This is a genomic window from Stenotrophomonas sp. YJH_SMC_27 (assembly GCF_059369815.1).
Genome location: NZ_JCAFTA010000003.1, coordinates 352,376 through 364,522, shown reverse-complemented (window position 1 = coordinate 364,522; position 12,147 = coordinate 352,376). Strand labels below are relative to the sequence as shown.

General features: G+C 68.1%; 14 protein-coding genes. 10 read left to right on the top strand and 4 right to left on the bottom strand.

All coding sequences use genetic code 11. The features are described 5' to 3' along the window. Nucleotides 1-113 precede the first annotated feature (113 nt). From AC5P7R_RS07630 to AC5P7R_RS07605, 6 genes are read left to right on the top strand one after another with little or no spacing between them, the layout of a single operon-like run. Entirely contained in the window at nucleotides 114-902 is a 789-nt protein-coding gene (locus AC5P7R_RS07630) for an ABC transporter ATP-binding protein (protein WP_014039019.1), read from the top strand. Further along, nucleotides 902-1,651: an MlaE family lipid ABC transporter permease subunit gene (locus AC5P7R_RS07625; RefSeq protein ID WP_005414955.1), complete on the top strand. Its 750-nt coding sequence runs from the start codon at nucleotides 902-904 to the stop codon at nucleotides 1,649-1,651. The genes AC5P7R_RS07630 and AC5P7R_RS07625 overlap by 1 nt, the downstream gene beginning before the upstream one ends. Before the next feature lie 59 nt (nucleotides 1,652-1,710). Next, nucleotides 1,711-2,235 carry an outer membrane lipid asymmetry maintenance protein MlaD gene (gene mlaD / locus AC5P7R_RS07620; RefSeq protein WP_021203289.1) on the top strand — a complete coding sequence of 175 codons (525 nt, stop codon included), beginning with the start codon at nucleotides 1,711-1,713 and terminating at the stop codon, nucleotides 2,233-2,235. Beyond that, on the top strand, nucleotides 2,232-2,894 hold the full coding sequence (locus tag AC5P7R_RS07615) for an MlaC/ttg2D family ABC transporter substrate-binding protein (RefSeq protein ID WP_021203288.1): 663 nt from the start codon (nucleotides 2,232-2,234) through the stop codon (nucleotides 2,892-2,894). The genes mlaD and AC5P7R_RS07615 overlap by 4 nt, the downstream gene beginning before the upstream one ends. Beyond that, the gene (locus tag AC5P7R_RS07610) at nucleotides 2,884-3,195 is read left to right on the top strand and encodes an STAS domain-containing protein (protein WP_021203287.1); all 312 of its coding nucleotides are present in this window, start codon (nucleotides 2,884-2,886) and stop codon (nucleotides 3,193-3,195) included. The genes AC5P7R_RS07615 and AC5P7R_RS07610 overlap by 11 nt, the downstream gene beginning before the upstream one ends. A gap of 1 nt (nucleotide 3,196) precedes the next feature. Next, complete coding sequence (locus AC5P7R_RS07605; RefSeq protein ID WP_111104078.1) at nucleotides 3,197-4,210, top strand: MlaA family lipoprotein; 1,014 nt, start codon at nucleotides 3,197-3,199, stop codon at nucleotides 4,208-4,210. Nucleotides 4,211-4,293: 83 nt separating this feature from the next. Here the strand turns inward: AC5P7R_RS07605 and AC5P7R_RS07600 are convergent, their stop codons facing one another. The 3 genes from AC5P7R_RS07600 to AC5P7R_RS07590 form a co-directional block, all read right to left on the bottom strand. Continuing rightward, on the bottom strand, nucleotides 4,294-4,839 hold the full coding sequence (locus tag AC5P7R_RS07600; protein WP_031270126.1) for a glutathione peroxidase: 546 nt from the start codon (nucleotides 4,837-4,839) through the stop codon (nucleotides 4,294-4,296). Nucleotides 4,840-4,964: 125 nt separating this feature from the next. Further along, nucleotides 4,965-5,360 (bottom strand): hypothetical protein, encoded by a 396-nt coding sequence (locus AC5P7R_RS07595; protein WP_021203284.1) that lies wholly within the window; start codon nucleotides 5,358-5,360, stop codon nucleotides 4,965-4,967. Between the two features lie 71 nt (nucleotides 5,361-5,431). Continuing rightward, nucleotides 5,432-6,988, bottom strand: a complete 1,557-nt coding sequence (locus tag AC5P7R_RS07590; RefSeq protein WP_329847852.1) for a DNA recombination protein RmuC — start codon at nucleotides 6,986-6,988, stop codon at nucleotides 5,432-5,434. Between the two features lie 45 nt (nucleotides 6,989-7,033). Here AC5P7R_RS07590 and AC5P7R_RS07585 point away from each other — a divergent pair, with 45 nt between their 5' ends. Further along, complete coding sequence (locus AC5P7R_RS07585; RefSeq protein WP_021203283.1) at nucleotides 7,034-7,639, top strand: glutathione S-transferase family protein; 606 nt, start codon at nucleotides 7,034-7,036, stop codon at nucleotides 7,637-7,639. A 153-nt stretch (nucleotides 7,640-7,792) separates the two neighbouring features. On the opposite strand, the gene AC5P7R_RS07580 is transcribed toward AC5P7R_RS07585, so the two are convergent. After that, nucleotides 7,793-8,800 carry a zinc-binding alcohol dehydrogenase family protein gene (locus AC5P7R_RS07580; RefSeq protein ID WP_111099193.1) on the bottom strand — a complete coding sequence of 336 codons (1,008 nt, stop codon included), beginning with the start codon at nucleotides 8,798-8,800 and terminating at the stop codon, nucleotides 7,793-7,795. A gap of 91 nt (nucleotides 8,801-8,891) precedes the next feature. Between AC5P7R_RS07580 and AC5P7R_RS07575 the strand changes: the two genes are divergently transcribed. The 3 genes from AC5P7R_RS07575 to AC5P7R_RS07565 all read left to right on the top strand — a co-directional run bounded on the left by AC5P7R_RS07575 (nucleotide 8,892) and on the right by AC5P7R_RS07565 (nucleotide 12,139). After that, entirely contained in the window at nucleotides 8,892-9,863 is a 972-nt protein-coding gene (locus AC5P7R_RS07575) for a LysR family transcriptional regulator (RefSeq protein ID WP_111099192.1), read from the top strand. A gap of 14 nt (nucleotides 9,864-9,877) precedes the next feature. Beyond that, a complete protein-coding gene (gene leuE / locus AC5P7R_RS07570; protein WP_005411716.1) occupies nucleotides 9,878-10,507 on the top strand; it encodes a leucine efflux protein LeuE in 630 nt (209 codons plus the stop codon). A gap of 204 nt (nucleotides 10,508-10,711) precedes the next feature. Beyond that, a complete protein-coding gene (locus tag AC5P7R_RS07565) occupies nucleotides 10,712-12,139 on the top strand; it encodes an amino acid permease (protein WP_495213814.1) in 1,428 nt (475 codons plus the stop codon). Nucleotides 12,140-12,147 lie beyond the last annotated feature (8 nt).

Below are 12,147 nucleotides of genomic sequence, written 5' to 3'. Positions count from 1 at the left end.
ATTGTCCCGGCCTACGCGAGGCCTTGCCGTGCAACAATACTGGACCGTCCAGTCTGCTTATGTTCAGCCGACGGGCCCGATCCTTCGATGTCTAAAAAACGTTAATGGTGCCCATGTCGGCTTCCACCTCCAGTCTGGTGCAGTTATCCAACGTCCGCATCGACCGGAGCGGGCGCACGATCCTGCGCGACGTGTCGCTGCAGGTGCCCAAGGGCAGCATCACTGCCGTGCTCGGTCCGTCCGGCAGCGGCAAGTCGACCCTGCTGGCGGCACTGACCGGCGAACTGCGCCCGGTCGCCGGCGAGGTCACCCTGTTCGGCAAGCCGATCCCGCATGACAGCGGCGCACTGCTGGAAATGCGCAAGAGCGTGGGCGTGCTGCTGCAGGGCAATGGCCTGCTGACCGACCTCACTGTGGCCGAAAACGTCGCCCTGCCGCTGCGCACGCACACCCGCCTGCCGACCGCCGTGCTGCGCCGCCTGGTGGAAATGAAGCTGCATGCGGTGGGCCTGCTGGCCGCCGCCGATGCCTGGCCGCGCGAGCTGTCCGGCGGCATGGCGCGCCGTGTGGCGCTGGCCCGTGCGCTGGCGCTGGACCCGCCGCTGATGATCTACGACGAGCCGCTGACCGGGCTGGATCCAATCGCCTCCGGGGTGATCATGAGCCTGATCCAGCGTCTCAACCACAGCCTGGGCCTGACCAGCATCATCGTCAGCCACCACGTGCACGAGACCCTGCCGATCTGCGACCAGGTGATCGCGATTGCCAATGGCGGCATCGTGTTCCAGGGCACGCCCGAGGCGCTGCAGTCCAGCCAGGACCCGCTGCTGCGGCAGTTCCTGCATGGCCAGCCCGATGGCCCCATCCCGTTCGATGCCGCGCCGCGCGCGAGGGTCGCCTGATGCCGTTCGTCCAAGCCACCCGTTCGCTTGGCCGCGCCGGCCTGTTCTCGCTGACCGTTTTGCGCGGTTCGCTGCCCACGCGTGATTTCCTTGCCGAGCTGACCCGCGAGATCTACAAGATCGGCGCGCGCTCGCTGCCCATCATCGCCGTCGGCGGTGCCTTTGTCGGCCTGGTGCTGACGCTGCAGGGCTACCGCACGCTGACCACCTTCGGTGCGGCCGACGCGCTGTCGACCCTGCTCGGCCTGTCGCTGTACCGCGAGCTGGCACCGGTGCTGACCGCGCTGCTGTTCATCGGCCGCGCCGGCAGCTCGATCGCGGCCGAACTGGGCCTGATGCGTGCCACCGACCAGATCAAGGCGCTGGAGCTGATGGCGATCGACCCGGTGGCCAAGGCGGTAGCGCCGCGCTTCTGGGCGGCGGTGCTGACCGTGCCGTTGCTGACCGGCATCTTCTGTTCGCTGGCGATCAGCGCCAGCTACTTCGAAGCCGTGCACGTGCTGGGCCTGGACAACGGCGTGTTCTGGTCGGCGCTGCGCAACAGCGTGGATTTCTGGGACGACTTCGGCGTGGCGATGCTGAAGTCGGCGATCTTCGGCGGCACTGCCGCGCTGGTGGCCGCCTATGTTGGTTTCCACGCCGAGCCGACCATTGAAGGCACTTCGGTGGCGACCACCCGTGCGGTGGTCAACGCCTCGCTGCTGGTGCTGATGTTCAACTTCGTGCTGTCGGCAATGTTGTTCACCTAACCCCTCCACCGGCGGTGCGCAGGCGCGCGCGGCCACCACGACTCGATCAGGTAATCCACATGGCCATCCGCGGTCCCAGACTTGAATTCTCTGTCGGCGCCTTCCTGCTGCTGGCTCTGGCCTCGTTGCTGGTGCTGGCCGTGGCCTCGACCAACCAGCGCTGGAGCTGGGGCAGTGAGGGCTATGACCTGAAGGCGCGCTTCTCCCAGGTCGGCCAGCTGCGCAAGCAGGCGCCGGTGAAGATCGGCGGCGTGACCGTCGGCCAGGTCGCTTCGATCGACCTGGACCCGGTGAAGTTCGAATCCATCGTGACGCTGCGCATGGACAGCAAGGTCAAGGACCTGCCGGCGGACACCTCGGCCGGCATCTTCACCAGTGGTTTGCTCGGCGAGAGCTATATCGGTCTGCAGCCGGGCGGTGACCCGGACGTGCTGAAGGCCGGCGACGAGATCGTCTTCACCCAGCCGGCCGTGGACCTGATCCAGCTGGTCGGCAAGTACATGTTCAGTGGCGGCGCCGGTGGCGGCACTGCTCAGAAGCCCAACGATGGCGCGCAGGCGCCTGCAACGGAACCGCAACCATGAAAATGAAACTGATCCCGGCCCTGCTCGCCTCGGCGCTGCTGGCAGCCACCCCGTTCCTGGCCCAGGCCCAGGCCGCCGCACCTGCCGCTGCCGCAACGCAGAGCCAGGCCGGCAAGGTGGTGATCGATGCCAGCAGCCGCATCCTGTCCACGCTGCAGCAGCGCAAGAGCGAGTTCACCAGCAACCCGGCCAGCCTGCGCAGCTACATCGACAGCGAACTGACCCGCACCTTCGACCGCGACTACGCCGCGCGTCTGGTGCTGGGCCCGCACGCCCGCGGCGCTTCCGACGCCGACATCAAGCTGTTCGCCGATGCGATGGCCGACAGCCTGATGCAGCGCTACGGCTCGACCCTGCTCAACATCCAGGGCAAGCCAAGCTTCCGCCTGAAGGGTGAAAGCCCGCTGCCGGGCAATCGTGGCGTGCGTGTCAGCACCGAACTGGTGCGCGCCGGCAACGAGCCGACTCCGGTCGAGTACTGGATGCGCAACGTGAACGGCCAGTGGAAGATCTTCGACGTCAACATTGAAGGCATTTCCTACGTGCAGACCTTCCGCAACCAGTTCGATACCCCGCTGCGCCAGAAGGGCATCAAGCAGGTGGCCAGCGAACTGCACAGCGGCAGCATGCAGGCCGGGCCCGCGGGCAATGGCAAGTAACGCACTGGCACTGCTGGAAGGCGACACCCTGCGCCTGCGCGGGGTGCTCGACCGTGCCGCGGTGATCTCGCTGTGGCCGCAGCTGCAGGCCCTGCCGGCAAAGCTGTCACGGCTGGAGCTGGGCGAGGTGGACCGCGTGGACAGCGCCGGCCTGGCGCTGCTGGCCGAGCTGGCGGCACGCGCGCGCAGGAGCGGTCACCCACTGGTCGTCTCCGGCGCGCCGGCCGGCTACAACGAGCTGAGCGCAGCCTACCGGCTGTCGCCCGATCTGGATTTCAACGCTACTTCTGCTGCGAGCTGACATGAACGTCGTACGCACTCTCCCCTTGATCGTCCTGGCCGCCGCGCTGACCGCCTGCGCCGGCAAGCCCGCACGCAGCGATGCACCGGCAGCCAGTACCGTGGTCCCGGCCAGCACCGTCGCCGAGGCCTCCGCCCCCACCGCCGATACCGCTACGATTGATGCCGCGCCGGCCGCAGCCGTGGTTGCCGCCCCTGCACCGGCCACGCCACCCTCCGTACCGGCCCGCGGCGCCGACACCGATGCGGCCAGGGCCGCAGCGGCGACCGCCCCCGGTGGTGATGACGACTTCGATGCCCTCTATGGCGGCAGCGGCAACACCGGCAGTGCGGCAGCCTACGACCCATGGGAACCGTTCAACCGCAAGGTGCACAAGTTCAACAACGCGGTCGACCGCGGCATTGCCCGTCCGCTGGCCACGGCCTATACCCACGTAGTGCCGCGCTTCGCCCGCACCGGCGTCAGCAACTTCTTCAGCAACCTGCGGGCACCGGTGACCATCACCAACCAGCTGCTGCAGGGCCGCGGTGCCGATGCCTGGGACAGCCTCGGCCGCTTTCTGATGAACAGCACGCTGGGCATCGGTGGCCTGTTCGATCCGGCCAGCAAGGCGATGGTGCCGCGCCGCAATGAAGACTTCGGCCAGACCCTGGGTGCGTGGGGCTGGCGGCGTTCGCGCTACGTGGAACTGCCGTTCTTCGGCCCGCGCACCGTACGCGATGTATTCGGCCTGGCCGGTGACATTCCGCTGTCGCCGATCCGCCGCATCGAGGAGGACAAGGTCCGCATCGGCCTGCAGGGCCTGCAGCTGGTGGATACCCGCGCGCAGCTGCTGGCGGTCGATGACCTGCGTGACACCGCCGTGGACGAGTACTCGCTGGTCCGCGATGCGTGGATGCAGCGCCGCAACTACCAGATCGAGAACGATCTGCGCAGCAAGCGCGACCGTGGCCACGACGATGCCAATTCGCCGATCCCGGTCGATGCGATGCCGATGCCGCAGTGGACGCACTGAGTCCAGCCTGCAGCGCATGAAAAACCCCGCTTCGGCGGGGTTTTTCTTTCCGGCAGATGCCAACCTCGGTTGGCACGCTTTCCTCAAGCCGCCAGCGCGGCCTCGATGGCGTCGCGCAGGCGCGCGTCATCGGCAGCCACGTCCGGGGCGAAGCGGGCGATGACCTCGCCGTCGCGGCCAACCAGGAACTTCTCGAAGTTCCACAGCACTGCCGGCGCTGCGTGGATCGGAATCTCCTTGCTCGCCAGGCGCTCACGCAGCGGACCCTCGCCGATCGACTGCGGCTGGGCGGCGGTCAGCTGCTGGTACAGCGGGTGGGTGTCGTCACCGGCCACGCTGATCTTGGAGAACATCGGGAAGCTGACGTCGTAGGTAAGCTGGCAGAACTGCTGGATTTCCGCCTCGCTGCCCGGCTCCTGGCCGAGGAAGTTGTTGGCGGGGAAGCCCAGCACTTCCAGGCCCTGCGCGTGCTTTTCCGAATACAGCGCCTGCAGGCCTTCGTACTGCGGGGTCAGGCCGCACTTGGAGGCGACGTTGACCAGCAGCAGCACCTTGCCCTGGTAGTCGGCAAGTGAGGACGGCTGGCCGTCGATGGTGGTGAGGGAAATGTCCTGGATCGGGGTGCTCACGTGGGGCTCCGGCAACAGCGGGAAATGGCCCACCAGCATAGCGCTGTGCGCGCGGTTGTAGAGCCGAGCCTACGCTCGGCTGCTGTGGCATCAGCCGAGCGTGGGCTCGGCTCTACAGGCAGGATTCAATCCACGCAGATCGTGCCCTGCGCCTTGCCGTCGTCAATGCGCTGGCGGCAACCGAAGTTCTGGCGCACGTCGCGCTGGCAGGTACCGGTGACGGCACTGCCGGCGGCCACGTCGCCCGTGGCCAGGCACTGGCCGCTGCAGTCGCTCTTGCGGCTGCAGGCCTTGCCGGCGTCGGCATAGGGAATCACGCACTGCTCGCGCTGCAGCCGGCCGAGCCGCTGCAGGGTGCCACCGGCGGCCTGGCAGTCCACGTCGCGCGCTTCGCGGTACGCCTCGTCCGCTTCGGGGGTGCTGGAGGCGGCCTGCGTGGTCGTGTCCACGGTCGTTGGCGTGCTGCTGCAGGCGGCGAGCAGCGCGGTCAGGACAAGGCTGGTGAAGCGGGACAGGCGCATGGCGGTACCTGGTCGAAGCGGACAGGCCGCCAGCATACCCATCGGCGATGCAGGCGGCGTGTCAGTGTGGCTCAGGCTTCGTCGCCCTCGCCGTCACTGCCTTCCTCCTCGGCCACCGCATCACCCTCGGCCAGGTCGCCGAGCAGCGACTGCGCCTGTTCGGACGCCAGCGACTCCACGCCACGCAGGCGGCGTTCGATGGTACGGGTCTTGCGGCTGGCCTCCCCGATGCTGCGGCCAACGGTAGTGATCTGCTTCTCGGCCTTTTCCAGGATGCCGGCGAACTTCCCGAACTCGCTCTTGACCGCACCCAGCAGGCCCCACACTTCGCTGGATCGCTTTTCAATGGCCAGGGTGCGGAAGCCCATCTGCAGGCTGTTGAGCAACGCGGTGACCGTGGTCGGTCCGGCCACCACCACACGGTGCTCGCGCTGCAGCAGGTCGACCAGGCCCGGGCGCCGGATCACCTCGGCATACAGGCCTTCGGTGGGCAGGAACATCACCGCGAAGTCCGTGGTGTGCGGTGGCACGATGTACTTGTCGCAGATCGACTTGGCCTGCACGCGCACCGCGCGCTCCAGCTGGATGCCCTGCAGGCGCACGCCCTCGGCATCGCCCTGTTCCTGTGCGTCCAGCAGGCGCTCGTAATCCTCGCGCGGGAACTTGGAGTCGATCGGCAGCCACACCGGCGTGTCGTCGCTGCTGCGGCCCGGCAGGCGCACGGCGATATCGACCATCTCGCCACTATCCGGGCGCACCCTCACCGCACGCGCGTACTGCTCCTGGGTGAGTGTCTGCTCGAGGATGTTCTCCAGCTGCACTTCGCCCCAGCTGCCGCGGTTCTTGACGTTGGTCAGCACGCGCTTGAGGTCGCCCACGCCGGTGGCCAGCTGCTGCATCTCGCCGAGGCCACGCTGCACCTGTTCCAGGCGCTCGGAGACCAGCTTGAAGGAGTTGCCCAGCCGCGTTTCCAGCGTCGACTGCAGCTTCTCGTCCACGGTGTGGCGCATCTGCTCCAGCTTCTGGGCGTTGTCGTTCTGCAGCGCGCGCAGCTGTTCCTCCAGCGTGGCACGCATCTCGGCGATGCGGTGCTCGTTGCGCTGGGTCAGTTCCTGCAGGCGCAGGCCCAGACTGTCGGTCAGGCGCTGCTGCGACTGCGCGCCCTCCTCGCGGCCCTTGCGTGCATCGTCCACCAGGGTCTGGCGCAGCGCCCCGAGCTGGGTATCGGTACGCGCAGTGAGCTCCTGCAGCTGCTGGCCAAACGCATGGATGCGTGCCTCCTGCTGCTGGCCGAAGGTCTCCAGCTGGCCGCGCAGTTCCTGCAGCCGCTGCCCCATCAACGCTGCGCCGCGCTGCTGGCTGTCGGCCACTTCAGCGCGGGCTTTGCGGGCATCTTCGCCCAGCGCTTCGCGCAGCAGGTCCAGGCGCTGGTCGGTGCGGGTGGACAGATCGGTCAGCGCGCGGGCGAAGCCATCGAGCTGTTCGCGCAGTTCGCTGCGCCCGGCGCGGGCCTCCTCGCGCACGGCCTGTTCCAGGCGGTCATGCGGCGGACGGCGCAGCAGGGCGACCAGTTGCAGGATGAGCACGGCCAATAGAAGGCCGGCAATGAGCAGGTATTCGGTTTGCATGGGGCAAGTGTAGGCTGGCCGAGTCTCAGCTGCTGCGTCAGGACCATGCCCGCTCTATACGGAAAGCCCACTTCCATCAACGTGCGCAAGGTACTGTGGCTGTGCGCGGGGCTGGATCTGCCCCTGCATCACGAGCCGGTCCCCCCACCTGATCTGCTGGCCACGCTGAACCCCAACCGGCAGGTGCCGGTGCTGCGCGATGGCGACTTCGTACTGTGGGAATCCAACAGCATCTGCCGCTACCTTGCCGCGCGCGCCGGACGCGAGGATCTGCTGCCACGTGCGGCGCAGGCCCGTGCGCGGGTGGAGCAGTGGATGGACTGGCAGGCCAGCGATCTCAACAGTGCCTGGCGCCACGTGTTCATGGCGCGCGTGCGCCAGCATCCGGACTATCCGGACGATGCCCGCGCCGAGGCCAGCCTGGCGCAGTGGAACCGGCTGATGGGTGTGCTTGAAGCCCAGCTGGCCGCCACCGATGCCTATGTGGCGGGCAGCACCTTCACCCTTGCAGATATCGTGCTGGGGCTGTCGACCCAACGCTGGCGCAGCACGCCGGGCAGCAAGCCCGCGCTGCCCCACCTCGTCGCATGGTTCGAGCGCCTGCGAGAGCAGCCCGGTTTCGCCGAACACGTCGACAACGGCGTGGCGTGAGCCGTGGTTCCCGCAGCTGTTGGTAGGTGTCGACCCTGGTCGACACGGCTGATCCACGCCATGTGTGGATGAAGCTCCGTAGAGCCGAGCCTATGCTCGGCTGACGCCCACGCGCGAACGGCAGCCGAGCGTGGGCTCGGCTCTACAGGAGCCTTACCAGCCTTCCAGCACGATCTTGCCCTTGGCGCGATGGCTCTCCAGCAGCGCATGGGCACGGCGCAGGTTGGCTGCGTCGATGCGTCCGAAATGCTCGCCCAGGGTGGTCCGCAGCACGCCGGTGTCGACCAGCTCGGCCACCCGGTTCAACAGGTCGTGCTGGCGCTGCATGTCCGCCGTCCGGTACAGCGGGCGGGTGAACATCGATTCCCAGTGCAGTGACAACGCCTTGCGCTTGAGCGCCATCACATCCACCTGGCCCGGGTCATCGATCAGGCCGAACTGCCCTTGCGGCGCCAGCAGCTCCACGATCTGCGCGTAGTGCTGGTCGGAATGGGTCAGGCTGGCCACGTGCTGCACCTCGCCGATGCCCAGCCGCGCCAGGCCCTCGGCCAGTGGCAGGCGGTGGTCGATCACATGGTGGGCGCCCATCGCATACACCCAGTCCTGGGTCTCCGGGCGCGAGGCGGTGCCGATCACGGTCAGCCTGGTGAGCTTCCGCGCCAACTGCACCAGGATCGAGCCGACACCACCGGCAGCGCCGATCACCAGCAGGGTCTGGCCTTCGCCCCCGTCCTCGGGAATGCGCAGGCGGTCGAACAGCAGCTCCCAGGCGGTGATCGCGGTCAGCGGCAGTGCGGCGGCAGCGGCGTCATCGAGGCTGGCCGGCTTGCGGCCGACGCTGCGTTCGTCCACCAACTGGTACTGGGCATTGCTGCCCGGGCGATCAATGACGCCAGCGTAGTAGACCGCATCGCCGGGCTGGAACAGGGTCACCTCGCTGCCCACCGCATCGACGATGCCGACCGCATCCCAGCCCAGCACGCGCGGGCCGTCGGTGGCCACGCCTCGGCGGACCTTGGTGTCGACGGGGTTCACCGCCACCGCGCGCACCGCCACGCGCAGGTCGCGCGGGCCGGGCTGCGGCAACTCCAGTTCGAGGTCGATCAGGGCCTGGGGATCATCGATCGGCAGGCCGGCTTGGGTGTAGGCAATGGCGCGCATGGCAGCGGTCCAGTGGGGGAGGAGGCGACAGGTTGCGCCGCACGCGGTCTCGCAGAAAGGCGCAGAATCGGGCAGCACTTTCACTCTGGCGATGAAGATGATCCGCTTCGACGATCTGCAGCTGTTCGTCCGCACTGCTGCGCTGGGCAGCTTTTCGCAAGCGGCCCGCGAGGCCGACCTGCTGCCGGGGCAGGTCGCCGCGGCAGTGGCGCGGCTGGAACGCGAGCTGGACCTGCGCCTGTTCGTGCGCACCACCCGCAGCCTGCGCCTGACCGGCGAGGGCGCGCTGTACCTGCCCTACGCACAGGACGTGCTGGCCACCCTGCGCGAGGGCCAGGCGCGCGTGCAGGCCGAGGACGCCGAACTGCACGGCACCCTGCAGCTGTCGGCGCCGTCGGACTTGGGCCGCAACCTGCTGCTGCCCTGGCTGAGCGCGTTCCGCGCGTCCCATCCCCGGCTGCGCCTGCACCTGCGCCTGTCCGATGAAGTGGCCGATGTGTTCCGCGACCCGGTCGACGTGGCCATCCGCATCGGCCACTTCGACGACGCCAACTACGTCGCCCTGCCCCTGCTGGAAGGCAATCGGCGCGTACTGGCGGCCTCGCCCGATTACCTGCAGCGGCGTGGCACGCCCACGCGCCTGGAAGATCTGCGTGAGCACGATTGCCTGGTCTACCAGCTCAGCGGTCGTGCCTACGATCGCTGGTCATTCGACGTCGACGGCCGCCGGGCGGTGATACCGGTGCGCGGCCCGCTGGTCTGCGATGACGCCGATGTGGTGCGGCGCTGGGCCGTGGCCGGCGAAGGCATCACCTACAAATCCTGGCTGGACCTGCGCGAAGACGTGCTGGCCGGGCGCCTGCAGCTGCTGCTCGACGGCGTCGGCAGCCACATTCCACTGCATCTCGTGTGCCCGCACCGCAAGCAGTTCTCACCCGCGGTGCGGCAGCTGCACGCGCAGCTGCGCCAGCACCTGCAACCGCTGCTGTCTGGCATGCCGGTTGGCCCCACCGGCCCCCTGTCCTCCGCCGTGGTGCTGGCCGACAATGGCGGCCCCGCGTAAGAGAGAACACCGCCATGCCGTGGATGGGCATCCAGGACCTGTGGACGTTTCTGGTCGCCGTGCTGGTGTTTCTCGCCCTGCCCGGCCCCGGCACCTTCACCCTGCTGACCGCCACCGGCCGTGGCGGCGTGCGTGGCGGCTACACTGCATTGGCCGGCCTGCTGGTCGGCGACCAGATCCTGATGTGGCTGGCGCTGGCCGGCGTGGCCGCACTGCTCAAGGCCAACCCGCTGGTGTTCCACGCCGTGCAGTACCTGGGTGCGGCCTACCTGGTGTGGGTGGGCATCAGCCTGCTGCGCACGCCCAAGCACGAGGGTGGCGACGCTGGCCCGATCCGCATGCAGCCCGGCCGCTATTTCCAGCAGGCGATCCTGGTCAGCCTGCTCAATCCGAAGGCGATCCTGTTCTACATGGCCTTCCTGCCGTTGTTCATCGATCCGAAGGCACACCAGGGCATCGCCACCTTCGCCGCGCTGGCCGGCATCATCCTGGTGGTCAGTATCGCCTACTGCTCGATGCTGATCGGCGTGGGCAACCTGGCCCGTCGCCGGTTGATCCAGCACCCGCGGATCAGCGATGCGCTGCGCCGCGTGGCCGGCCTGTTCCTGGTGGGGTTCGGCATCCGGCTCGGGTTGAACGGGTGAACGGGCGGCTGCCGCTGCTCGGCCTGGCCCTGCTGTTCGCCGGCACCGCCTCTGGCGACCCGGCCTGCTTTATGCCGATTCCGGCAGTCTGGTCGCGGTGCAGCGCGCGCGCCGGCAATCATGACCCCCGTCAGTGGTAATGCTGCGCTGCGTTCGGTCACACTCGGGAACTTGTCGTTCTAAGTCACCCCTTCCGAGGCCTGCATGTCCCTGTTCCGGCGCAAGTCCCTAGATTCCGTCACCGTCCACGAAGCCGGCAGGCGCCTGATCCCGACGCTCAGCTGGCCGCACCTGATCGCGCTGGGCATCGGCGCCATCGTCGGTACCGGCATCTACACGCTGATCGGCGTCGGTGCCAACCTGGCTGGCCCGGCCGTGCTGATCTCCTTCGCCATCGCCGGTGCGGTCTGTGCCTGCGCGGCGCTGTCCTACGCCGAGCTGTCGACGATGATGCCCGCCGCCGGCAGTGCCTACACCTACAGCTACAGTGCGCTGGGCGAGGTGTTCGCCTGGGTGGTGGGCTGGAGCCTGATCCTGGAGTACTCGCTGGTGGTGAGTACGGTGGCGGTGGGCTGGTCCGGCTACTTCGTCGGCTTCCTCGAATGGGTCCACACCCAGTTCGGCTGGAACGTGCACCTGCCGGCCTGGCTGGCGGGCGGCCCGCACGTGGAAGGCGGCATGATCAACCTGCCGGCGATCATCATCACCTGGCTGGTGGCCGGCATGCTGATGGCCGGCACCAAGGAAAGCGCCACGCTCAACGCCATCCTGGTGGTGTTCAAGCTGATCGCGCTGGCCATCTTCGTGGCGGTGGCCCTGCCCGCGTTCGACAGCGCCAACCTGCAGCCGTTCATGCCGTACGGCTTCGCCAAGTCGATGGGCCCCGACGGCGTCGAGCACGGCGTGATGGCGGCAGCGGCGATCATCTTCTTCGCCTTCTACGGCTTCGATGCGATCTCCACCGCCGCCGAGGAAACCAAGAACCCGGGCCGCGACCTGTCGATCGGCATCATCGGTTCGATGATCGGCTGCACCATCGTCTACGTGCTGGTGGCGCTGGCCGCCGTGGGTGCGATGAGCTACGCGGTATTCGGCCACAGCGCCGAGCCGCTGGCCCTTATCATGCGCCAGCTGGGCCATCCGACCGCGGCGATGGTGATCGGCGTGATCGCGATCATCGCCCTGCCGACCGTGCTGTTGGCCTTCCTGTACGGCCAGAGCCGCATCTTCTTCGTGATGAGCCGCGACGGCCTGCTGCCGCGTCGCCTGTCCAAGGTGAACGCACGTACCGGCACGCCGGTGGCAACCACGCTGTTCACTGCGGTCGTGGTTTCCGCGCTGGCCGGCGTGGCGCGCCTGGACGAGATTGCCGCACTGGCCAACGCCGGTACCCTGGCCGCGTTCACTGCGGTAGGCATCTGCCTGGTGGTGCTGCGGCTGCGCGAGCCGGACCGCGCGCGCACGTTCCGCACGCCGCTGGCCTTCGTGGTTGGCCCGCTGGCCGCGCTGGGTTGCATCTACCTGTTCATCAGCCTGCCGCACACCACCCAGCTGTACTTCCTGTTGTGGAACGTGGCCGGCCTGGTGCTGTACCTGCTGTACAGCCGACGCCATGCGCTGATCGCGAAATAGACCGATCA

Coding starts and splice junctions, on each gene's coding strand:
- AC5P7R_RS07630 (WP_014039019.1), top strand. CDS start 114: ATGTCGGCTTCCACCTCCAGTCTGGTGCAGTTATCCAACGTCCGCATC.
- AC5P7R_RS07625 (WP_005414955.1), top strand. CDS start 902: ATGCCGTTCGTCCAAGCCACCCGTTCGCTTGGCCGCGCCGGCCTGTTC.
- mlaD (WP_021203289.1), top strand. CDS start 1,711: ATGGCCATCCGCGGTCCCAGACTTGAATTCTCTGTCGGCGCCTTCCTG.
- AC5P7R_RS07615 (WP_021203288.1), top strand. CDS start 2,232: ATGAAAATGAAACTGATCCCGGCCCTGCTCGCCTCGGCGCTGCTGGCA.
- AC5P7R_RS07610 (WP_021203287.1), top strand. CDS start 2,884: ATGGCAAGTAACGCACTGGCACTGCTGGAAGGCGACACCCTGCGCCTG.
- AC5P7R_RS07605 (WP_111104078.1), top strand. CDS start 3,197: ATGAACGTCGTACGCACTCTCCCCTTGATCGTCCTGGCCGCCGCGCTG.
- AC5P7R_RS07595 (WP_021203284.1), bottom strand. CDS start 5,360: ATGCGCCTGTCCCGCTTCACCAGCCTTGTCCTGACCGCGCTGCTCGCC.
- AC5P7R_RS07590 (WP_329847852.1), bottom strand. CDS start 6,988: ATGCAAACCGAATACCTGCTCATTGCCGGCCTTCTATTGGCCGTGCTC.
- AC5P7R_RS07585 (WP_021203283.1), top strand. CDS start 7,034: ATGCCCGCTCTATACGGAAAGCCCACTTCCATCAACGTGCGCAAGGTA.
- AC5P7R_RS07580 (WP_111099193.1), bottom strand. CDS start 8,800: ATGCGCGCCATTGCCTACACCCAAGCCGGCCTGCCGATCGATGATCCC.
- AC5P7R_RS07575 (WP_111099192.1), top strand. CDS start 8,892: ATGAAGATGATCCGCTTCGACGATCTGCAGCTGTTCGTCCGCACTGCT.
- leuE (WP_005411716.1), top strand. CDS start 9,878: ATGCCGTGGATGGGCATCCAGGACCTGTGGACGTTTCTGGTCGCCGTG.
- AC5P7R_RS07565 (WP_495213814.1), top strand. CDS start 10,712: ATGTCCCTGTTCCGGCGCAAGTCCCTAGATTCCGTCACCGTCCACGAA.